Origin of the sequence: Pseudomonas sp. FP215, from assembly GCF_030687795.1 — a bacterium.
Lineage (GTDB): Bacteria > Pseudomonadota > Gammaproteobacteria > Pseudomonadales > Pseudomonadaceae > Aquipseudomonas > Aquipseudomonas salmasensis.
Genome location: NZ_CP117447.1, coordinates 5,953,456 through 5,972,911, shown reverse-complemented (window position 1 = coordinate 5,972,911; position 19,456 = coordinate 5,953,456). Strand labels below are relative to the sequence as shown.

Here is a 19,456-nt window from a genome sequence, read left to right as displayed (position 1 = left end):
ATGCGAATGCGCCTTATGTTACTGGGCGGCGGGAATGCCCTCGGGCAGGCGCTGATTCGCCTCGGTGCGGAGGAAGACATCGGTTTCCTCGCCCCCAAACCGCCCCAAGACGGCTGGGATGCCGCAAGCCTTACCCAATTGCTCGACGACACCCGTCCCGATGCCTTGATCAACCTCGCCTACTATTTCGACTGGTTCCAGGCCGAAGCCGTGAGCGAATCCCGCTTGGCCGCCCAGGAATTTGCCATCGAACGCCTGGCCGAGCTGTGCCAGCATCACAGCATCACCCTGCTGCAACCCTCCAGCTACCGCGTGTTCGATGGCTCCCGCGCCACCGCCTACAGCGAGAAAGACGAGCCGGTGCCCCTGGGCCTGCGCGGCCAGGCGTTGTGGCGTATCGAACAAAGCGTGCGCGCCACGTGCCCGCAGCATGTGCTGCTGCGGTTTGGCTGGCTACTGGATGACAGCGTCGACGGCACGCTCGGGCGCTTCCTGGCCCGGGCTGAAAAACCGGATGAGCTGTTGATGGCCGACGACCGTCGTGGCAACCCGACGCCGGTGGACGACGCCGCACGGGTAATTATCTCGGTGCTCAAGCAACTCGATTGCGCCGCGCCGCTGTGGGGCACCTACCACTACGCCGGCCACGAGGCGACGACGCCGTTGGCGCTGGGCCAGGCGATTCTCACTGAAGCGCGCAACTTCCATCCGTTGGCCATCGAGTCCCCGACCGCCCAGGCTCACGCAGCACGGCCGGATGCGGCGGATGAACCGCAGCATGCGGTGCTGGCCTGCAAGAAAATCCTGCATACCTTTGGCATCAAGCCACGGGCATGGCGGGCAGGCTTGCCGGCGCTACTGGATCGCTTCTACCGCCACAGCTGACACCCCCAAAACCAAAAGTGGGAGGGGACTTATGTGGGAGCTGGCTTGCCTGCGATAGCATCACCTGGGTATCACTGATACACGGAGGTGTCTGCATCGCGGGCAAGCCCGGCTCCCACATAAGCCCTCTCCCACATGGGTTATGCGGTGTGGCTTATATCGGACTTAGAACTTGTAACCGATACCCACCATGTAAACCATCGGGTCTACATCCACATTGACCTTGGCCCGAGTGCCCTGGCCCAGCGCGTTGTTATCCACAGTCGCCTTGGTGCTGATGTCGATGTAGCGCGCCTGGGCGTTGATCATCCACTTGTCGTTGATCATGTAGTCGGCGCCGATCTGTGCAGCCCAGCCCCAGGAGTTCTCGGCCTTGAAGTTGCTGAAACCAGCCTGTTCGGCACGGCTGCCCACGTGTTCGTCGTAGATCCAGGTGTAGTTGATACCGGCGCCCACATACGGTTGGAACGCGGATTTGTGATCCAGCGGGTAGTACACGACGCTCAAGGTCGGCGGCAGGTGCTTCAGCGTGCCGAGCTTGCCGTTGGCGGCGCCCAGGGCGGTGTTCTTGATCTTCACGTCATGCTCGAACGGCGTGGCCGCTAGCAATTCGATGCCGACGTGGTCGGTGATCATGTAGGCGAAGTTCAAGCCCAATTGGGTGTCGCTGCTCATGGTCGCCTTGCCGCCCAGATTGGTGCCGGCCAATGGGCCCTGGTCAACCTTGACGCTGCTGCTGTCGGCCTTCGGGTTCACGGTAATTGCACCGGCGCGAACCAGAATATCGCCCGCCTGGTGAGCGTGGGCGACGGGGGCGACGAGGGCGAGCGCGAAGAGGGACGCGCCGAGCAGAGACTTGTTCATGGGAGCTCCAAAGGACGTTTAAAAGTTGTACGTCCAATGGTAAAGATCGTTCCGTTCGGTCTTTTGACTCAGCTCAATGAAAGGGCGATCAGTCACTTGCGCCACTGATCTAAACCTGTGGGAGCTGGCTTGCCTGCGAAGACGGTCTTACAGCCGACACCTATCTACCTGGCACCCCACGATCCAACTGTGGGAGCGGGCTTGCTCGCGAAGGCAGCCTGGCAGTCAACACAGTTGTGTTGTGTACATATCCATTCCTGCGGTAACGGCCACTTAGGGTTCCGCCCTGACGGCGGCTCACTTTTGAAAAGCGCAAAAGTAAGCAAAACGCTCTTGCCCCACCACTCGGCACCTCGCTTAGGCTCGGTGTGCCCGTAATCCGCCAGTGATTTGGGGGGCCGCCGCCACGCGCCATCCATGGCGCGGGGCGGCTAAACCGGCATCCCTGCCGGTTTACCCCCCAAATCCCTGTCGAATTCCGGCCAGCGTGGTTTAACGGGGCGCCTAAGATCAAAAGCAGATCAAGATCAAGAGCGGCTCGCTTCGCATCGTGGTTACCGTCCACCGTTACAGCGTTGTGTAGATACCTATGCTGCGATAGCGGTGGTTCAGTTAAAGACTCAGTGACTGATACACCGCCTTCGGGAGCAAGCCCGCACACATTTGGATCTTCGGTGTGTTTGCTGGTGGGGTTATTCCTCCAGCTCGTACATATAAATCTTCTGGGCATCCATCTGGTAACCCGCGTCGGCCAACTCGCTGGACGATGGCTTGACCTGCATCGCGCCTTCGATCCAGTACGGTTGATACAGCTCATCGAGCTTTACACCCACCTCGCTTTTCACATGCACGATCTGGTTCGACGGCGGTGGCGGCACATGGATACAGGCGCCGAAATACGGCACCAGCAGAAACTCCGTGGTGCGGCCTTCTTCGCTGACTTCCAACGGCACGATATACCCCGGCAGGCGAATGTGCTGGCCATCCAGGCTCTGTACCACCGGCGCGTTGGGCATGTCCTGCTTGGCCGCAGGCGCGGCTTCGGCGGACAAGGCATCGGCCATGTTCGACAGGTCGTGCAGCGGCTTCATATTGGGCACTTCCGGCGGCGCATCCGGCGGGATCATCTCCTGCCAGGACAAATCCTTGGGCTGCTCCTGCGCCCAGGCAGGCACGGCCATCAACAACAACAGGGCAAACAGGGCACGACGCATCGAAGCCTTCCTCATAAACGGATGGACAGGCCATCGGCCAAAGATTGGCGGTAGGCGCGCCACGCGGGCACGCTGCCCATCAACAGGGCGGCTACCAGGATACCGGCGAGCAACGTCCATTCATATTCGCTCGGCCACGACATCGGCAGGTCCAGGCCGTAATTGGCCTGCAAATAACCCCGCGAGGCGGCGATGCACAGGTACAGCAACCCCAGGCCCGCCATTACGCCGGACAAGGCCAGAGCGAAGGCTTCGAAGATCAGCAGCGTTGCGATGTGCCAAGGCCGCGCGCCCACCGAACGCAGGATCGCCATCTCGCGGCGGCGCTCGTTAAGGCTGGTGAGGATCGCCGTGAGCATGCCGATCAAACCGGTCAGTACTACGAACAGCGAGATCACAAACAAGGCTTTTTCGGCAGTGCCCATCATGCTCCACAGTTCTTGCAGCGCGACGCCGGGCAGGATCGCCAGCATCGGCTCGCCACGGAATTCATTGATCTGCCGTTGCAAGGCAAAGGTGGAAATCTTGTTTTTCAGGCCCAGCATGAACGCGGTAATGGCCTGCGGCGTCAGGTCCATATTGCGCGCCTGGTCAGCACTGATGCGGCCTTTGCCCTGGGCCGGCACGCCGTTGTGCCAGTCGATATGAATCGCTTCCATGCCGCCGAGGCTGATATGCAGCGTGCGGTCCACCGGCGTGCCGGTGCGCTTGAGAATGCCCACCACCGTGAACGGCTTGTCGTCATGCTTGACCAGGCTGACCACCGCCACGCCGTGGGCCAGCACCAGCTTGTCGCCGAGTTTGTAATGCAGGGCGTCGGCCACTTCGGCGCCGAGCACCACTTCGAACGGGTCGGTGGCGAAGGCACGGCCGCTGGCCAGCTCGAGATTTTGCTTGCGCCCGTACTGGTAGTGCTCGAAATAGGTTTCGTTGGTGCCCATCACCCGGTAGCCGCGGTGGGAGTCGCCGAGGGAAATCGGGATCGCCCATTTCACTTGTGGGCTGGCGGCGAAGTGCTCAAAGCTGTCCCAACGGATGTTGTTGGTGGCGTTGCCAATGCGGAACACCGAATACAGCAGTAGGTTGACCGAGCCGGAACGAGCGCCGACGATCAGGTCGGTGCCGCTGATGGTGCTGGCGAAACTGTTGCGCGCCTCGACGCGCACACGCTCCACCGCGAGCAGCAAGCAGACGGACAGTGCGATGGCAAACGCGGTGAGGATCGCGGTAAAGCGGCGGTTAGCCAGGCTGGCCATGGCTAGACGGAACAGATACATCTCAAACCTCTGCGGGCATGGCGGCGCGATTGAGTTCGGCCAGCGACAGGTTGCGGTCGAACAGCGACGCCAGGCTTTGGTCATGGCTGACAAACAACAGGCTGGCGCCCGCTTCGCGGCATTCGGCGAACAGCAATTGCAGGAAGGCCTCGCGGGCGTCGTAGTCCAGGGCCGAGGTGGGTTCGTCGGCGATCACCAGCTCCGGCTGGCCGATCAGCGCTCGGGCAGCGGCCACCCGTTGTTGCTGGCCGATGGACAGCGAATCGGCACGGCGTTCCAGCAGGCTTGGGTCCTTCAAACCCAGGTGTGCGAGCAAGGTCGCAGCGGCTTGGTCGACACTGCCGTGACGCTGTTTGGCCCGTTGCGCGCGCAGCTTGGAAAAGTGGCAAGGCAGCTCGACGTTCTCGCGCACCGACAGAAACGGCAGCAGGTTGAACTGCTGGAAGATATAGCCGGTGTGGTCCACACGGAAGCGATCACGAGCGCCGGCCGAGAGTTCGGTCAACTCCTGGCCGAGCAGGCGGATGCTGCCCTGGCTGGGCTTCTGCACGCCGCCCAACAGCCCGAGCAAAGTGGTCTTGCCACTGCCGCTCGGGCCCTTGAGGAACAAGGTTTCCCCGGGTTCCAGGCGGAACGCGGGGATGTCCAGCAACTGCGGGTGACCGGGCCAGTTGAAGCCCAGGTCGGACAGTTCGATTAACGCTTGAGTCATGGGAAGTCAGTGTCGCCTGGTAGTCAAAAATGGCGCCGATCCACTGTGGGAGCTGGCTTGCCTGCGATGGCATCGCTGCAGTGTGCCTGCTGCACCGCGTCGCCTGTATCGCAGGCAAGCCAGCTCCCACATGGGCATTGTTTTCACATCAGAACTTCAGGGTGGCGGCGGTCGCTGTCGCGTCAACACCTTGCTGACCGCTAGGGCCGATCAGTTGTACCTGAATTTTCTGGGTGGCGGGGAAGGTCTTGAACACCTGGCTCAAGTCCAGGTTGCCCAGGGCCGCCGGTGTGGCGCAGGTGAACTGGTAATGGGCGTGGATTTCACTGTGGTCGTGATCATGCTTGTGGGCGGCGGCGCCTTTGCCGTCGGTGGCGTGGTCATCGTCGTCATGCTCGGCTTCTGGTTTGTCACCGAACAACGGGCTGTTGAGTTCCTGGCTGCTGACCACGCAACCTGCGGCCTTGGGCAGGTTGAACAGGGCCGATGGATTTTCCAGCTGTTTGCGCACGGCGGCGACCTTGGCTTTGTCGGCGGCGCTGGTGGCTACATGCTCGAAACCCACCAGGTTCATGGCCGGGCTGTCCAGTTCCAGCTCCAGGGCCTGGCCGTCCAGCACGGCATTCAGGCGCCCGACGCCATGTTCATGGGCACCGAGGCTGCCGTGTTCGTGGTCATGGTCTTCATGGGCATGAGCGACAGCCAGAGGCAGCAGGGCAAACGGCAAAGCGAGCAGCAAACGGCGCATGAGAGGGCTCCAGGATGAAAGTTTTGTTATGTGATCTTATAACAATTGAGCCGAGAGTTTGACCGCCCGCTTGGTGTTGCGCAAGCTGCGTGGGAGCATGCCCGTCAGAAAAATGCAGGAGTAAGGACGATGTTGCGAATTCGTGGAACCATCGGCGACCTGCCGGTGGACTTGACCTTGGAGCTGGACGACGGCGATTGGGCGCGATTGGGCGCACAACTTCAGGCCGCGCCAACGCCCAGCGCGCCCACTGCGGCACCGGTCAAACAGAACGAAGACCTGTGGCAGAACGCCCAGGATTTACTGCGCAAGGCCGGGCAACTCAATGGCCTGGAATTGCTCGACCAACTCGAAGGCTTGGCCGGCGATGCCGGTGCCGGCAAGCGCTTGCTGGTGCGCCTGCGCCACAGCGCGAACGTGAAGGTGGCCAGCGGCGGCGACACCCCGCTCTACACCTGGGTCGGCCCTTTGTAGGCGCGAGCTCGCTCGCGAAAAACCCTCAGGCACCGCGTTCATTCCGGATGCCCGCGTTATCGTTGTCGTTTTTCGCGAGCAAGCTCGCTCCTACACGGTTGGGTTAGTACAGCGCGGCAAACAACTTGCGGCGGTACACCGTGACCAGCGGGTGATCATTGCCCAGCAATTCGAACACCTGCAGCAAGGTCTTGTGGGGCAGGCCTTCGCTGTAGCTGCGGTTGCGGATAAACAACTTGAGCAAACCTTCCAGCGCCGCGTCGTATTGCTGGCGCGCCAGTTGCTGGATCGCCAACTGATAGGCGGCTTCGTCATCCTGCGGGTTTTGCGCCAGACGGCTTTTCAGCTCGGCGGCGTCCGGCAAGTCCGCAGCCTGGCGCAGGAAGGTGATTTGCGCCTTGGCCCCGGCCAGCGCGGCCTTGTGGTCGTCGCTCTTGACCGCGTCGAGTACGGCCTGGGCTTCACCCAGCTCACCGCGCTCAGCCAGGCAACGTGCGTACAGGATCAGGGCGGCGGCGTTGGTGTTGTCCTCGCCCAACAACTGCACCAGCAGCGCTTCGGCCTCGCTGATGCGCCCTTCGCTGAACAGCGCCTGAGCCTGCTCCAGCGGGTCCGCCGCAGCCGGTGGTGGCATTTGCACATGGGGCTCCAGCATTGCCCGTACTGCCGACTCCGGCTGTGCCCCGGCAAAACCGTCCACCGGTTGGCCATCCTTGAACAGCACCACCGTCGGCAGGCTTTGAATGCCAAAACGCGCCACGATGTCTTGTTCGGCTTCGCAGTCGACTTTGGCCAGCAGCAACTCGCCCTGATAACTCTCGGCAATCTTCGCCAGCATCGGCATCAGCGCTTTGCAGGGAGCGCACCACTCGGCCCAGAAATCGACCAATACGGGCTTTTCGAAGGAGTTCTGAATAACGGCCTGGTCGAAGTTGGCGGTGGTGACGTCGAAGATGTACGGCGTGGGCTCACTCATGGAGGCGTCTCGAATAAAGCGGGAATGGGGGCAACTATAAGGGCTGACGAGGTTGGCTGAAAGCATCCTGGTGGCTCCCACCTTGAAATGCATCCCCCTGTGGGAGCGGGCTTGCCCGCGATGGCCATAGGTATCTACACAACTTCGGTACGACGCTAACCTGTGGTGAAGGAGTTTGCTCCCGTGACGACCTGACAGCCGAAGCATATCCATCTGACGCCCCGCGATCCAAATGTGGGAGCTGGCTTGCCTGCGATGACGGCCTGACAGCCGGCCCCTGTCTATCTGACGCCCCGCGATCAAATTGTGGGAGCGGGCTTGCTCGCGAAGGCGGCCTGGCAGTCAACGCAGTTGGATTGTATATATCCATTGCTGCGGTAACGGCCACTTAGGGTTCCGCTCTGACAGCGGCTCACTTTTGAAAAGCCGGAATGCCGGCCCAGACAAAAGTAAGCAAAACGCTCTTGCCCCACCACTCGGCACCTCGCTCACGCTCGGTGTGCCCGAACACAGGCTTGAATCCGTGGGCCGCCGCCACGCGCCATCCATGGCGCGGGGCGGCTAACCCGGCGTCCTGCCGGGTTACCCACGAATTCAAGCCTGCGTTCGGCCAGCGTGGTTTAACGGGGCGCCTTAGATCAAAAGCAGATCAAGAGCAAGATCAACAGCGGCTCGCTTCGCATCGTGGTTGCCGTCGACTGCTACAGAGTTGTGTAGATACCTATGCCGCGATGGCCTCAAGCACGCCGCGAATGGTACAGGCTCACCTTACGAAACTCCCAAGGCTCAGCTAGGTCCGGCAACGTCAAAGCATCGAGTATCTCCAGCCGCCGGTAATCCGGATGCTGGAAGTCCCGTACCCGCGAATCCGCCACCAGTGCTTCGCGGCCACGGGTGAGGAACTGATCCAGCAACGGCAGGTTGGCGCGGTCGTAGAGCACGTCGGCCACCAGGATCAGGTCGAAGCGGTCGGCTTCGGCAAAAAAGTCTGCCGAATAACTCAGCGCCACCTGGTTGAGCTCGGCATTCGCACGGCAAGCGGCCAAGGCCAGTGGGTCCAGGTCGCAGGCCACCACCTCCAGGGCGCCAGCCTTGACGGCAGCGATCCCGGCCACGCCCGAACCTGCGCCGAAATCCAGCACGCGTTTGCCGGCGACCCACTCGGGATGCGCCGCCAGGTAACGCGCCAGCGCCAGGCCGCTGGCCCAGCAAAAGCTCCAGTAGGGCGGCTCATGCAGAATGCGCCGGGTTTCTTCCTGGCTGAAGGCGCGGTCCATGTTGTCGGCGTCCAGCAGCCACAACGACAATGCGGTGCCCGGTAACGGGCAGGGCACCAATTGCGCATCGCCAATCAACGCGCTCAAGGCGTGTTGCAGGCCCAGCGGTGGCGTCATGGCGCCTTGACGAGTTGCAGGGGGCCGGTGCTCTGGGTGATCGCCTGGGTGACGCGCACGGCAGGCAGGTGCAGGATCAACTGGCCGGACTGGCTGGCGCGACCGCGCAATTCCACGCGCGCTCCTGCCGGAAAAGCTTCAGGGTTGAAACGCAGGCGGAAGGCCAGGGGCTTGCCGTTGCCGCTCAGTACGCTGCTGGCGAGCAGTTGCTGCGGGCGTGAACGGTCGTCGATCACCAAGAGCGCCATCTCGACTTCGGCGCCGGCCGGCACGTTGGTCAGGCTGCCGCTGATTTCGCGCTGATAGGCGGGCAGGGGGCCGAGGTCTTCAATGCCCGGGACTTTTTTCTCTTGCGCTGGTGTCGGTTGAGGCGCGGCCGGCTTGGGGGCTTCGCTGCTGCAGGCGACCAGAAAACTGAACAGGCTGAGTAGAACGAGTGGTCGTAACTGCATGTACGGCTCCAGAAAGGACAAAATCCGTGGCTTAAAAATATGAAACATATAAGCCTGCCTATATACCGTAAAGGCTATGGCTTGTCTTGCCACAGGGATGCGCTACCATGGCCCTCCCATTTTTTGTTGCCTGCCAACCATGCACTGTCCCTTCTGCGGTGCCAACGACACCAAGGTCATCGACTCGCGTCTGGTCGCCGAGGGCGACCAAGTGCGTCGCCGGCGCGAATGCCTGGCCTGTGGTGAACGTTTCACCACCTTCGAAACCGCCGAACTGGTGTTGCCGCGTCTGATCAAGTCCGACGGCAGCCGCCAGCCTTTCGACGAAGAAAAACTGCGCGCCGGTATGCAGCGCGCCCTGGAAAAACGCCCGGTGAGTGTCGAGCGCCTGGAAGCGGCGCTGGTGCACATCAAGCACAAGCTGCGGGCGACCGGCGAGCGCGAGGTCAAGAGCCTGGTGGTCGGCGAGTTGGTGATGGGCGAGCTGCAAAAGCTCGACGAAGTCGCCTATATCCGTTTTGCCTCGGTGTATCGACGCTTCCAGGACCTCAATGAGTTTCGCGAAGAGATCGACCGCCTGGCCCGTGAGCCCTCCAAACAATGACCTCTGAACAGGCTGTGCTCGACGCCCACTACATGGCCCGCGCCCTCGAATTGGCGCGCAAGGGCCTGTACACCACCCACCCCAACCCGCGGGTTGGCTGTGTGATAGTGCGTGACGGGCAGATTGTCGGCGAAGGCTGGCATGAGCGTACCGGCGAACCCCATGCCGAACCGAATGCCCTGCGCGCCGCTGGCGACAAGGCCCGTGGCGCGACGGTGTATGTCACCCTTGAACCGTGCAGCCACCATGGCCGTACGCCGCCCTGCGCCGATGCGCTGGTGACCGCCGGCGTCGCGCGGGTGGTGGCCGGCATGCAGGACCCGAACCCGGAAGTGGCCGGGCGGGGCATGCAGCGCCTGGCCCAGGCGGGTATCGAGGTGCGCAGCGGTGTGCTGGAAGCCCAAGCGCGGGCGCTTAACCCCGGCTTCCTCAAGCGCATGGAGCACGGCCTGCCGTTTGTGCGGGTCAAGCTGGCGATGAGCCTGGACGGCCGCACGGCGATGGGCAGCGGTGAAAGCCAGTGGATCACCGGCCCCGCCGCCCGTGCTGCGGTGCAACGCCTGCGCGCCGAAGCCAGTGTGGTGCTGACCGGCGCCGACACGGTACTGGCCGACGGCGCCCGCTTGACCGTACGCGCCGCCGAACTGGGCCTGGACGCAGCAACCACCGCCCTGGCCATGTCGCGCCCGCCGCTGCGCGTGTTGATCGATGGCCGCCTGCGGGTGCCGCTCAACGCACCGTTCTTCAAGGCCGGCCCGGCATTGGTCATCACCTGCGTCACCCCAGAGAACCAGTTCCCCCGTGGCCCCGAGTGCCTGGTAGTACCGGGCGTGGAAGGCCAGGTGGACCTGCGCTCAGCATTGGTTGCCCTGGCTGCCCGTGGCGTCAACGACGTGTTAGTGGAAGCCGGCCCAAGCCTTGCCGGTGCGTTTGCCCAACAAGGCCTGGTGGATGAGTACGTGATATTCATCGCCGGCAAGTTCTTAGGCTCCGCTGCCCGCCCGTTGCTGGATTGGCCGCTTGAGAAGTTGGCCGACGCCCCCCAACTCAAGATCACCGACATGCGCGCTGTGGGCGACGACTGGCGAGTCACTGCCATCCCCGTCCCAGCAGCGAGCGTATAATTCCCGGCCTGCGCCTAAGCGCCAGCCTCTCGTTTTCAGGAGAACGAAATGTTCACCGGCATTATCGAATCCATCGGCAGCATCCGTGCAATGACCCCCAAAGGCGGCGATGTCCGCCTGCTGGTTGAAACCGGCAAGCTGGACCTCGGCGACGTCAAGCTGGGCGACAGCATCGCCGTCAGCGGCGTGTGCCTGACCGTCATCGAGCTGCCGGGCAACGGCTTTGCCGCCGATGTCAGCCGGGAAACCCTGGACTGCACCGCAATGAATGATCTTGCGGCCGGCAGCCCGGTCAACCTGGAAAAAGCCCTGACGCCGACCACGCGCCTAGGCGGTCACCTGGTCAGCGGCCACGTCGACGGTGTCGGCGAAGTGGTCGCCCGCAGCGAAAACGCCCGCGCCGTGGAATTTCGTATCCGCGCGCCCAAAGAGCTGGCCAAGTACATCGCCCACAAAGGCTCGATCACCGTCGATGGCACCAGCCTGACCGTGAACGCCGTGAATGGCGCCGAATTTGAACTGACCATCATTCCCCACACCCTCAGCGAAACCATCATGGCCTCGTACCAGCCGGGCCGCCGGGTGAACCTGGAAGTGGACTTGCTTGCCCGTTACCTGGAGCGCCTGTTGTTGGGCGAAAAGGCCGCAGAGCCTGCAGCCGGTAACATCACCGAAAGTTTTCTGGCCGCTAACGGCTACCTGAAATCCTGACCAAGGGGGTGCCGCGTGGCGCTCAATAACATCGAAGAACTGGTTGAAGACATCCGCCAAGGCAAGATGGTCATCCTCATGGATGACGAAGATCGCGAGAACGAAGGCGATATCATCATGGCCGCCGAGGCGTGCAAGCCCGAGCACATCAACTTCATGGCCAAGCACGCCCGTGGGCTGATTTGCATGCCCATGAGCCGCGAACGCTGCGAATTGCTCAAGCTGCCCCTGATGGCGCCGCGCAATGGCTCGGGTTTTGGCACCAAGTTCACCGTATCCATTGAAGCCACCACGGGCGTCACCACCGGCATTTCCGCCGCTGACCGCGCCCGCACCGTGCAAGCCGCTGCTGCCAAAGACGCCAAGGCCGAAGACATCGTCAGCCCGGGCCACATCTTCCCGCTGATGGCCCAACCGGGCGGTACCCTGGCCCGCGCCGGCCACACCGAAGCCGCGTGCGACCTGGCGCGCATGGCCGGTTTCGAGCCAAGCGGGGTGATCTGCGAAGTGATGAACGATGATGGCACCATGGCCCGTCGTACTGAACTCGAAGCCTTTGCTGCCGAACACAACCTCAAGATCGGCACCATCGCCGACCTGATTCACTACCGCATGATCCACGAACGTACCGTTCAGCGGATTGCCGAGCAGCCGCTGGACAGCGAACTGGGCCAATTCAATTTGGTGACCTACCGTGATTCAGTGGAAGGCGACGTGCACATGGCCCTGACCCTGGGCAACATTTGCGCCGAAGAACCGACCCTGGTACGCGTGCACAACATGGACCCCCTGCGTGACCTGTTGATGGTCAAGCAGCCGGGCCGCTGGAGCCTGCGCGCCGCCATGGCCGCGGTTTCCGAGGCGGGCAGCGGTGTGGTGCTGTTGCTCGGCCACCCGCTCGATGGTGATGTGTTGCTGGCGCATATCCGCGAAACTGCTGATGCCGTGCCGGTAAAAAAGCCGACCACCTACAGCATCGTCGGTGCCGGTTCGCAGATCCTGCGCGACCTCGGTGTGCGCAAAATGCGCCTGATGAGCGCACCGATGAAATTTAATGCGATATCCGGATTCGACCTGGAAGTTGTAGAATACGTGCCCTCCGAATAAAGGCCGGCGATTTTTGCCCCTTGTTCGCGGTTAAATCATCACTGAGGGACGCACTTTTCGCGTCCCGGCTCTTTAAGAGATTTGTCGAATGACCCTGAAGACCATCGAAGGTACCTTCATCGCCCCCAAAGGCCGCTATGCCCTGGTGGTTGGCCGCTTCAACAGCTTCGTGGTTGAAAGCCTGGTAAGCGGTGCGGTTGACGCCCTGGTTCGCCACGGTGTGAGCGAGAGCGATATCACCCTTATCCGCGCGCCTGGCGCCTTCGAAATTCCACTGGTTGCGCAAAAAGTTGCTCAGCAGGGTGAATACGCGGCGATCATCGCCCTGGGCGCAGTGATTCGTGGCGGTACCCCGCACTTCGAATACGTGGCCGGCGAATGCACCAAGGGCCTGGCCCAGGTGTCCATGGAGTTCGGCGTACCAGTCGCTTTCGGCGTACTGACCGTGGACTCCATCGAGCAAGCCATCGAGCGTTCCGGCACCAAGGCCGGTAACAAAGGCGCCGAAGCTGCCTTGTCCGCCCTGGAAATGGTCAGCCTGCTGTCGCAGTTGGAGGCCAAGTGATTTCCGACGAAAGCGATCAGTTCAACCCTCAGGAGCCGCGTCCTGCTGATGCCGGCAAGCCGTCCAAGAGCGAGAAGCGTCGCAAGGCGCGTCAACTTGCGACCCAGGCGCTGTACCAGCGTCACCTGGCAGGCGCTTCGCTGAACGAAATCGAGGCACAGTTTCGCGTCGATAACGATTTCACCTTCGCCGACCAGAGCTACTTCCACGACATCCTGCACGGCGTGCACGCCAACCTGAGCGAGATCGACACAGCCCTGGCGCCTTGCCTGGACCTGACCATCGAAGAACTCGACCCGGTTGAGCTGTGCGTAATGCGCCTGTCCACCTGGGAACTGCTCAAGCGCGTTGACGTGCCGTACCGGGTGGTGATCAACGAAGGCATCGAGCTGGCGAAAGTCTACGGTTCGACCGACGGCCACAAGTTCGTCAACGGCGTGCTCGACAAGCTGGCCCCGCGTCTGCGTGAAGCCGAAGTGAAGGAACACAAGCGCTAACCTGCGCTTGAGTCTTCAATGGGTGAGTTTGAGCTGATCCGCACTTACTTCGCCGCCGCGCCCTGTGCGCAAGGCGGCGAAGGCATTGCCCTGGGGATCGGCGACGACTGCGCCTTGCTGGCGCTTCCCGCCGGGGAGCAACTGGCAGTCTCCACCGATACGCTGGTGGCTGGCGTGCATTTTGCCGACCCCTGTGACCCGTTCCTGCTCGGCCAGCGCTCGCTGGCCGTAGCGGTGAGCGACCTGGCCGCCATGGGCGCCCACCCCCTCGCCTTTACCCTTGCCCTGACCACGCCGAGCGTCGAAGCCGATTGGCTGCAACGCTATGCCCAAGGCTTGAACGCCATGGCGCAAAGCTGCGGCGTAGGCTTGGTGGGCGGCGATACCACCCGTGGGCCGCTGAGCCTCACCTTGACCGTGTTCGGCCGCGTGCCGGCTGGCCAGGCCTTGACGCGCAGCGGTGCACAGCCGGGCGACCTGCTGTGTGTCGGCGGCGAGTTGGGCAATGCCGCGGGTGCCTTGCCGCTGGTAGTGGGGCAACGCACGGCTGACGCGGTCATTGCCGAGCCGCTGCTGGCGCATTACTGGTCGCCGCAACCGCAGCTGGCTCTGGGGCTGGCGTTGCGGGGCAAGGCGACAGCAGCCATGGATATCTCCGATGGGCTGCTGGCTGACTGTGGGCATATCGCCAAGGCGTCAGCGGTGCGCCTGGTGGTTGAGCGCCAGCGGTTGCCGTTGTCTGCGGCCTTGCTGGCGTTTTTCGGTAAAGACCAGGCTCACGTGGCGGCGTTGAGCGGAGGCGACGACTACGTGCTGGCGTTTACCTTGCCGCCGTCCCAGTTGGCACCGTTGCAGGCCGCTGGCTGGCCAGTGCATGTGGTCGGCCGCGTCGAAGCGGGGCAGGGCGTGACGCTGCTCGACGGCGACGGCCAGGACATCACCCCGGCCGTGCGCGGCTACCAGCATTTTCGCCAGACGCCCTAAGCCGGCGCTCTGCGCTACCCTTTATACGATTATCCCGAGTAAGAGGCCGTGACTATGGCTGCATGCCGCTGGCTGCTGATCGTGCTGTGTACCTTCGCTTCCCTGGCCCAGGCGGACACTCCCGTGCCCGGCAAAATCGTGCTGGCCAGTGAGGAGTGGAACGACTACACCAACAAAGATGGCAGCGGCCTGGCCTGGGACGTGTTGCGACAAGTCTTTGAACCGGCTGGCATCACCGTGCACACCCGCAGCGTGCCCTACACCCGCTCGATCGGCCTGGCCCAGCGTGGTGAGGTGGATGGTTGTGTCGGCACCTATCGCGAGGAGGCCAGTGGTGTGCTGTACCCGCGCTGGAACTTCGACGCCGATCATGTCTATGCTCTCGGGCTGGCCACTGCACCCACGCCGACCCTGGCGACCTTGGGCAAGTACCGCCTGGCCTGGGTGCGTGGTTACAAATACGAGGGGTACCTGCCCAACGTGCAGCGCTTTAATCAGATCGAGCGGCGCAGCGGCATTCTGCCGATGCTGCAACACGGCCGTGCCGATTTCTATATCGATGCCCTTGCCGAAGCCAAATACGTACTCAGCCAGGCGCAAGACCCGGCGCTATTCAAACTCACCCATATTGCTGAACTACCGCTCTACGTAGCCTTCGCCGACACCGAGCGCGGCAGGGCATTGATGGCCGTGTATGACCAGCGCTTGGCCAGCCTGGTCAAGACCGGTGAGCTGAAAGCAATTTTCGACCGCTGGAAACAACCCTACCCCCTGTAGGAGCGAGCTTGCTCGCGAAAAACTCATAAACGCCACGTTCACCCAGGATACCCCGTCATCGTTGACGACTTTCGCGAGCAAGCTCGCGCCTACATAGAATCAATCCAAAGGCCAATCGAACCTATTGATCTTTATCAGCGATAATTCAGCTTAAGCGTCTGTAGGAACGTGCTGTTACAATGCCCGCCTCTGTGAAATCTGAAATCAGGAGCACACGGTGCCCGTCGTTTTCGTCGCCGCTTCCAAGCTGCCTACCCCTTTTGCCACGTTCACCATGAACGGCTTTCTTGAAGAAGCCACCGGGCGCGAGCACGTTGTGCTCAGCCTCGGCGACATCACCGATGGTGAGCCGGTGCTGGGGCGTGTGCATTCCGAGTGCCTGACCGGCGATGCGCTGTTCAGCCAGCGCTGTGACTGCGGCTCGCAACTGGAGGCCGCACTGCAGGCCATCGCCCGTGAAGGTCGTGGCGTGTTGCTGTACTTGCGTCAGGAAGGCCGGGGCATTGGCTTGTTGAACAAGATCCGCGCCTACGAGCTGCAAGACGGCGGCGCCGATACCGTGGAGGCCAACGAGCGCCTGGGCTTTGCTGCCGACCAGCGCGACTACGCCATCTGCCTGCCGATGCTCGAGCACCTGGGGGTCAAATCCCTGCGCCTGATGACCAACAACCCCCGCAAGGTCAAAGCCTTGACCGAGATGGGCATCGCTGTGGCCGAGCGCGTGCCGCTGCACACCGGGCATAACCCGCACAACAAACTCTACCTGGCCACCAAAGCCAGCAAGCTCGACCACATGATGGGCAACGAGCACCAGGGCGAGGTCGACCGCGCGTGACCCGTGGCCAGGTGAAACGGCGACTGTCCTTCGGTTGGTGGCAGTACCTGGCCCTGGCATTGCTGCCCTTGTTCGTGATCAACCTGCTGTTTGGCCGTGCTGAATCCTTGTTGCCCGTCTTGGCCATGCCGTTTTTCATCGCCGGCGTGGCCTCGATGTTTCTCAGCCTGCGTTATTTTCATGCCTATAAACACGCGCTGATCGCCACCGCCAAAGCCCTTGATACTGCTGAAGAGCCCGCAGCCTGGATCACCCTGGCGGCGCGTCGGCGCACGGCCTTGCTGGTTGCAGCGCTACCGGCCTGGATCGGTGCGCTGGCGGTGTTCGTCGGCCTGGAGGCGGTGCCGCTGTTTCTGTTGGCGCTGTCGACACTGGTGCTGTTCTACCTCTATCGCATACCGCGTCAGTTGGGATGAAGCGCTACTGGCTGGCGCTGCTGCTGGTCTTCAGTGCCCAGGCGTTGGCGGTGGAGCGGGTTGTCAGCCTGGCGCCGTCACTGTCTGAAATCGTGCTTGAACTGGGCGCCGACGACTTGCTGGTTGGCGTACTTGATGGTGGTGAGCGCCCCGTGGCGTTGGCGAAGGTGCCCTCGGTCGGGGACTACGGCCAGTTGGACATGGAGCGCCTGCTCAGCCTCAAGCCCGACCTGATCCTGCTGTGGCCTGGCAGCGTCGGCCCGGCCCAGCGCGAGCAGCTCCAGCGGTTGAACATCCCGGTGTACGTCGCCGAACCCCACAGCCTTGAACAACTGACCACTCAGGTGCAAGCCATTGCCGAGCAATTGGGCCGAGCTGAGGCGGGGCGCGAGCGTGCCGCACAATTGCGCCAGCGCTTGGCCGAGTTGCGCCAGCGCTACCGGCGGGCCGAGCCGCTGCGGGTGTTTTATCAAGTGTGGAACCAACCGCTGTACACCGTGGGCGGCGGGCAGATCATCAGCGATGCCCTCAGCGTGTGCGGCGCGCGCAATGTGTTTGATGACCTGAAGTTGCCGGCGCCGCAGGTGAATATCGAGTCGGTGCTGTCGCGTGATCCGGAGGTGATCCTGGTAGGGGATCAGGCTCAGAAGGACGCTTGGAAGGCATGGCCAATGATGGCTGCTCGGGTACGGTTGGTGCCGGACAAGGGTCTGGAACGCCCGAGTGGGCAGATGCTAGAGGCGGTAGCGCGGTTGTGCCAGGTGATTGCGCCGAACCTGTAACACCGCTATCGCAGGCAAGCCAGCTCCCACAGGGGAATGCATTTCAGTTGTGGGTGCTGGCTTGCCTGCGATGACGCCGGTTCAGGCTACTCAGATCTCAGGCGTCCACGTCACCCCGAACATCCACACCCGACCTTCTTCACGATAATTCTGGCTTTCCCCGAGGTAGCTGTACTTGGCCCGTGCATAAGACTTATCCAGCACGTTATCCACCTTCAGCGACAACGACACCTCCCGGTTCAACGCCCAACTACTGCGCAGCCCCAACAAGGCATAACCGCCCAGACGGTTGCGGTTGGCTTCATCGTCGTAGCTGCTGCTGATCGCCTGCCAACTCGCGCCGAGACCGAGCTGATCAAATTGCCGGTCCAGATCCAGGTTCACCGTGCGCCGCGCGCGACGTGCCAGGGTGTGGCCGCTGTCACGGTCACGCGGGTCGATAAGCGACAGGCCCAAGTTGCCCTGCCAGCCAAACAGTTCCTGCTTGAGCGCCGCTTCAAAGCCGTTGATCCGCGCCGACGCCACATTTTGCGGCTTACCGGCGTCAAGGATGATCGCGTCGCTCAGGTCGGTGCGATACAGCGAGGCTTCCAGGCGTGTGCTGTCGGTCAGTTGGCTGCGCCATTGCAGCTCGTAGCTCTTTGAGGTCTCGGGTTGCAGGTTGGGGTTGCTGTACTGCGTGTCGGGGTAATAGAGGTCGTTGAAGGTCGGCGCGCGGAAGCCTTCGCTATAGCTCAGGAGCAGGTCATTGTCAGGGTTGACCGGCACGGTCAGGGTGCCGCTCCAACTGTTCTGGCCACCGAACTGCTGGTTCTGGTCGCGGCGCAGGCCCAGCTCGGTGGAAAACCACTGGCTCTTGAAGCGGTGCTGCACAAAGGCCGCCCGGTTCCAGCGGCTGTTCTCGGTAAAGGTGGTAGAACCGTGGAAACGATCTTCGTACCAGTCGCCGCCGACAATCAGGCTGTTTTGCTCATCCAGGGTCAGGTCGTTCTGCCAATTGACCGAGTCGCGGTAGGTGTTGAATGCACTGTAATCATCGCTGAGGGTATCGCGCTTGGTGTCGCGGTTTTCGCTGTGGCCCAGCTCCAGGCGCGACTGCCAGCTGTCATTGAGCTTGGCATCGACATAGCCGCTGGCGCTGCTCACGGTGTAGTCGGTGTAGGGTTTCTGGCCGAGGCTCTGCCCGGTGGCGCCGTCATAGCGGCCATAACTGTTGTCGTACTCCGACTTGCCACGGTTATCCAGCAGATTGAAGCCCACCTCCAGCTCATCACTGAACGAATGGCTGAGGTTCAGGCTGATGGACTGGTTGCGGTAGGCATCATGGTCGCCGTCACTGGGGAACGACGCGTGGCTCGCGTTGATACCGGCAGTTTCATCCAGGCTCGCGCCCAGGTTGAAGCGCGTGTGTTCATCGCCGCCCGACAGGCCCAGGCTGCGCTCCCAGGTCTGGTTGCTGCCAAACCCCAGTTTCAAGCGCGGCTGCAAGCCTTGCTCGGCATTACGCCGGGTGAACACCTGAATCACCCCACCAATCGCATCGCTGCCGTAAATCACCGAGCGCGAACCGCGCAGCACTTCCACCCGTTCAATCTGATCGACGTTGAGGTATTGCAAGCCGCTGTCGCCGGAGGTGGTGTTGGCGATGCGTTGGCCGTCCACCAGCACCAGGCTCTGCGCCGACTTGGTGCCACGAATAAAAATCCCCGGCAAACTGCCACGCCCGCCGGTTGGCGCAACTTGCACACCGGGCACGCGGCTGAGCAGGTCGGTGACGCTGCTGGGTTGCAGGCGGTCGATGTCGGCGCGGGTGAAGACGGTGTTGGCGGCGCTGCTGTCGTTACGCGCCTGGACTTGGCGGTTGGCGCTGATAACCACGTCGGAGAGCTTCAGGGCCTGGTCGCGGGTGTCGGCGAGCAGGTCGGCGCAGGGAAGCAGTAGCAGGGCAAGGCACAGGCGTTTCATGGGCTGTCCATAGCATTCGAATGTCATGCAAAACCACTGTGGGAGCTGGCTTGCCTGCGATAGCGGTGTATCTGACACATTGTTAGCGAATGT

The 19,456-nt window shown here is 62.3% G+C and carries 22 protein-coding genes; 13 read left to right on the top strand and 9 right to left on the bottom strand.

Annotated features, from left to right (window positions below):
• Positions 1 to 885: a sugar nucleotide-binding protein gene (locus tag PSH76_RS27060; RefSeq protein ID WP_032897752.1), complete on the top strand. Its 885-nt coding sequence runs from the start codon at positions 1 to 3 to the stop codon at positions 883 to 885.
• A gap of 165 nt (positions 886 to 1,050) precedes the next feature.
• Here the strand turns inward: PSH76_RS27060 and PSH76_RS27055 are convergent, their stop codons facing one another.
• The 5 genes from PSH76_RS27055 to PSH76_RS27035 all read right to left on the bottom strand — a co-directional run bounded on the left by PSH76_RS27055 (position 1,051) and on the right by PSH76_RS27035 (position 5,700).
• Positions 1,051 to 1,749 carry an OmpW family protein gene (locus PSH76_RS27055; protein WP_014720136.1) on the bottom strand — a complete coding sequence of 233 codons (699 nt, stop codon included), beginning with the start codon at positions 1,747 to 1,749 and terminating at the stop codon, positions 1,051 to 1,053.
• A 692-nt stretch (positions 1,750 to 2,441) separates the two neighbouring features.
• Positions 2,442 to 2,963 (bottom strand): DUF3299 domain-containing protein, encoded by a 522-nt coding sequence (locus PSH76_RS27050; protein WP_032895087.1) that lies wholly within the window; start codon positions 2,961 to 2,963, stop codon positions 2,442 to 2,444.
• Positions 2,964 to 2,974: 11 nt separating this feature from the next.
• On the bottom strand, positions 2,975 to 4,240 hold the full coding sequence (locus PSH76_RS27045) for an ABC transporter permease (RefSeq protein WP_305493227.1): 1,266 nt from the start codon (positions 4,238 to 4,240) through the stop codon (positions 2,975 to 2,977).
• A 1-nt stretch (position 4,241) separates the two neighbouring features.
• A complete protein-coding gene (locus PSH76_RS27040; RefSeq protein ID WP_044269070.1) occupies positions 4,242 to 4,952 on the bottom strand; it encodes an ABC transporter ATP-binding protein in 711 nt (236 codons plus the stop codon).
• Positions 4,953 to 5,100: 148 nt separating this feature from the next.
• Complete coding sequence (locus PSH76_RS27035) at positions 5,101 to 5,700, bottom strand: DUF2796 domain-containing protein (protein ID WP_078803919.1); 600 nt, start codon at positions 5,698 to 5,700, stop codon at positions 5,101 to 5,103.
• 129 nt (positions 5,701 to 5,829) lie between these two features.
• On the opposite strand from PSH76_RS27035, the gene PSH76_RS27030 reads away from it, so the two are divergent.
• Complete coding sequence (locus PSH76_RS27030) at positions 5,830 to 6,174, top strand: hypothetical protein (RefSeq protein ID WP_032895093.1); 345 nt, start codon at positions 5,830 to 5,832, stop codon at positions 6,172 to 6,174.
• A gap of 103 nt (positions 6,175 to 6,277) precedes the next feature.
• Here PSH76_RS27030 and trxA read toward each other — a convergent pair whose 3' ends face one another.
• The 3 genes from trxA to PSH76_RS27015 form a co-directional block, all read right to left on the bottom strand.
• Complete coding sequence (gene trxA, locus PSH76_RS27025; RefSeq protein WP_161907089.1) at positions 6,278 to 7,150, bottom strand: thioredoxin; 873 nt, start codon at positions 7,148 to 7,150, stop codon at positions 6,278 to 6,280.
• 737 nt (positions 7,151 to 7,887) lie between these two features.
• On the bottom strand, positions 7,888 to 8,544 hold the full coding sequence (locus PSH76_RS27020) for a methyltransferase (RefSeq protein WP_305493226.1): 657 nt from the start codon (positions 8,542 to 8,544) through the stop codon (positions 7,888 to 7,890).
• On the bottom strand, positions 8,541 to 8,996 hold the full coding sequence (locus tag PSH76_RS27015; RefSeq protein ID WP_003194586.1) for a YbaY family lipoprotein: 456 nt from the start codon (positions 8,994 to 8,996) through the stop codon (positions 8,541 to 8,543). The genes PSH76_RS27020 and PSH76_RS27015 overlap by 4 nt, the downstream gene beginning before the upstream one ends.
• A 139-nt stretch (positions 8,997 to 9,135) precedes the next feature.
• On the opposite strand from PSH76_RS27015, the gene nrdR reads away from it, so the two are divergent.
• From nrdR to PSH76_RS26960, 11 genes are all read left to right on the top strand, one after another.
• Positions 9,136 to 9,600: a transcriptional regulator NrdR gene (nrdR, locus tag PSH76_RS27010; RefSeq protein WP_019818855.1), complete on the top strand. Its 465-nt coding sequence runs from the start codon at positions 9,136 to 9,138 to the stop codon at positions 9,598 to 9,600.
• Positions 9,597 to 10,724 carry a bifunctional diaminohydroxyphosphoribosylaminopyrimidine deaminase/5-amino-6-(5-phosphoribosylamino)uracil reductase RibD gene (gene ribD, locus PSH76_RS27005; RefSeq protein ID WP_305493225.1) on the top strand — a complete coding sequence of 376 codons (1,128 nt, stop codon included), beginning with the start codon at positions 9,597 to 9,599 and terminating at the stop codon, positions 10,722 to 10,724. Before nrdR ends, ribD begins: the two co-directional genes overlap by 4 nt.
• Positions 10,725 to 10,772: 48 nt before the next feature.
• Complete coding sequence (locus PSH76_RS27000; protein WP_047711880.1) at positions 10,773 to 11,435, top strand: riboflavin synthase; 663 nt, start codon at positions 10,773 to 10,775, stop codon at positions 11,433 to 11,435.
• Between the two features lie 15 nt (positions 11,436 to 11,450).
• Positions 11,451 to 12,542, top strand: coding sequence for a bifunctional 3,4-dihydroxy-2-butanone-4-phosphate synthase/GTP cyclohydrolase II (gene ribBA, locus PSH76_RS26995; protein WP_060772740.1), 1,092 nt, complete (start codon positions 11,451 to 11,453; stop codon positions 12,540 to 12,542).
• Positions 12,543 to 12,630: 88 nt separating this feature from the next.
• Positions 12,631 to 13,107, top strand: a complete 477-nt coding sequence (gene ribE / locus PSH76_RS26990) for a 6,7-dimethyl-8-ribityllumazine synthase (RefSeq protein ID WP_003194576.1) — start codon at positions 12,631 to 12,633, stop codon at positions 13,105 to 13,107.
• Positions 13,104 to 13,604: a transcription antitermination factor NusB gene (gene nusB, locus PSH76_RS26985; protein WP_098950231.1), complete on the top strand. Its 501-nt coding sequence runs from the start codon at positions 13,104 to 13,106 to the stop codon at positions 13,602 to 13,604. The genes ribE and nusB overlap by 4 nt, the downstream gene beginning before the upstream one ends.
• 18 nt (positions 13,605 to 13,622) lie before the next feature.
• Positions 13,623 to 14,588: a thiamine-phosphate kinase gene (thiL, locus tag PSH76_RS26980; RefSeq protein ID WP_305493224.1), complete on the top strand. Its 966-nt coding sequence runs from the start codon at positions 13,623 to 13,625 to the stop codon at positions 14,586 to 14,588.
• A gap of 54 nt (positions 14,589 to 14,642) precedes the next feature.
• Entirely contained in the window at positions 14,643 to 15,365 is a 723-nt protein-coding gene (locus tag PSH76_RS26975) for an ABC transporter substrate-binding protein (protein WP_305493223.1), read from the top strand.
• Between the two features lie 217 nt (positions 15,366 to 15,582).
• Complete coding sequence (gene ribA / locus PSH76_RS26970) at positions 15,583 to 16,200, top strand: GTP cyclohydrolase II (RefSeq protein ID WP_305493222.1); 618 nt, start codon at positions 15,583 to 15,585, stop codon at positions 16,198 to 16,200.
• Positions 16,197 to 16,616: an MFS transporter gene (locus PSH76_RS26965; protein WP_305493221.1), complete on the top strand. Its 420-nt coding sequence runs from the start codon at positions 16,197 to 16,199 to the stop codon at positions 16,614 to 16,616. The genes ribA and PSH76_RS26965 overlap by 4 nt, the downstream gene beginning before the upstream one ends.
• Complete coding sequence (locus PSH76_RS26960) at positions 16,613 to 17,398, top strand: cobalamin-binding protein (RefSeq protein WP_305493220.1); 786 nt, start codon at positions 16,613 to 16,615, stop codon at positions 17,396 to 17,398. Before PSH76_RS26965 ends, PSH76_RS26960 begins: the two co-directional genes overlap by 4 nt.
• 90 nt (positions 17,399 to 17,488) lie before the next feature.
• On the opposite strand, the gene PSH76_RS26955 is transcribed toward PSH76_RS26960, so the two are convergent.
• Entirely contained in the window at positions 17,489 to 19,363 is a 1,875-nt protein-coding gene (locus PSH76_RS26955; RefSeq protein ID WP_305493219.1) for a TonB-dependent receptor domain-containing protein, read from the bottom strand.
• Positions 19,364 to 19,456 lie beyond the last annotated feature (93 nt).

Coding starts and splice junctions, on each gene's coding strand:
- thiL (WP_305493224.1), top strand. CDS start 13,623: ATGGGTGAGTTTGAGCTGATCCGCACTTACTTCGCCGCCGCGCCCTGT.
- PSH76_RS26955 (WP_305493219.1), bottom strand. CDS start 19,363: ATGAAACGCCTGTGCCTTGCCCTGCTACTGCTTCCCTGCGCCGACCTG.
- PSH76_RS26960 (WP_305493220.1), top strand. CDS start 16,613: ATGAAGCGCTACTGGCTGGCGCTGCTGCTGGTCTTCAGTGCCCAGGCG.
- PSH76_RS27050 (WP_032895087.1), bottom strand. CDS start 2,963: ATGCGTCGTGCCCTGTTTGCCCTGTTGTTGTTGATGGCCGTGCCTGCC.
- PSH76_RS26975 (WP_305493223.1), top strand. CDS start 14,643: ATGGCTGCATGCCGCTGGCTGCTGATCGTGCTGTGTACCTTCGCTTCC.
- ribE (WP_003194576.1), top strand. CDS start 12,631: ATGACCCTGAAGACCATCGAAGGTACCTTCATCGCCCCCAAAGGCCGC.
- PSH76_RS27060 (WP_032897752.1), top strand. CDS start 1: ATGCGAATGCGCCTTATGTTACTGGGCGGCGGGAATGCCCTCGGGCAG.
- PSH76_RS27045 (WP_305493227.1), bottom strand. CDS start 4,240: ATGTATCTGTTCCGTCTAGCCATGGCCAGCCTGGCTAACCGCCGCTTT.
- PSH76_RS27000 (WP_047711880.1), top strand. CDS start 10,773: ATGTTCACCGGCATTATCGAATCCATCGGCAGCATCCGTGCAATGACC.
- PSH76_RS27040 (WP_044269070.1), bottom strand. CDS start 4,952: ATGACTCAAGCGTTAATCGAACTGTCCGACCTGGGCTTCAACTGGCCC.
- PSH76_RS27055 (WP_014720136.1), bottom strand. CDS start 1,749: ATGAACAAGTCTCTGCTCGGCGCGTCCCTCTTCGCGCTCGCCCTCGTC.
- PSH76_RS27020 (WP_305493226.1), bottom strand. CDS start 8,544: ATGACGCCACCGCTGGGCCTGCAACACGCCTTGAGCGCGTTGATTGGC.
- PSH76_RS27035 (WP_078803919.1), bottom strand. CDS start 5,700: ATGCGCCGTTTGCTGCTCGCTTTGCCGTTTGCCCTGCTGCCTCTGGCT.
- trxA (WP_161907089.1), bottom strand. CDS start 7,150: ATGAGTGAGCCCACGCCGTACATCTTCGACGTCACCACCGCCAACTTC.
- ribD (WP_305493225.1), top strand. CDS start 9,597: ATGACCTCTGAACAGGCTGTGCTCGACGCCCACTACATGGCCCGCGCC.
- PSH76_RS27030 (WP_032895093.1), top strand. CDS start 5,830: ATGTTGCGAATTCGTGGAACCATCGGCGACCTGCCGGTGGACTTGACC.
- nrdR (WP_019818855.1), top strand. CDS start 9,136: ATGCACTGTCCCTTCTGCGGTGCCAACGACACCAAGGTCATCGACTCG.
- PSH76_RS27015 (WP_003194586.1), bottom strand. CDS start 8,996: ATGCAGTTACGACCACTCGTTCTACTCAGCCTGTTCAGTTTTCTGGTC.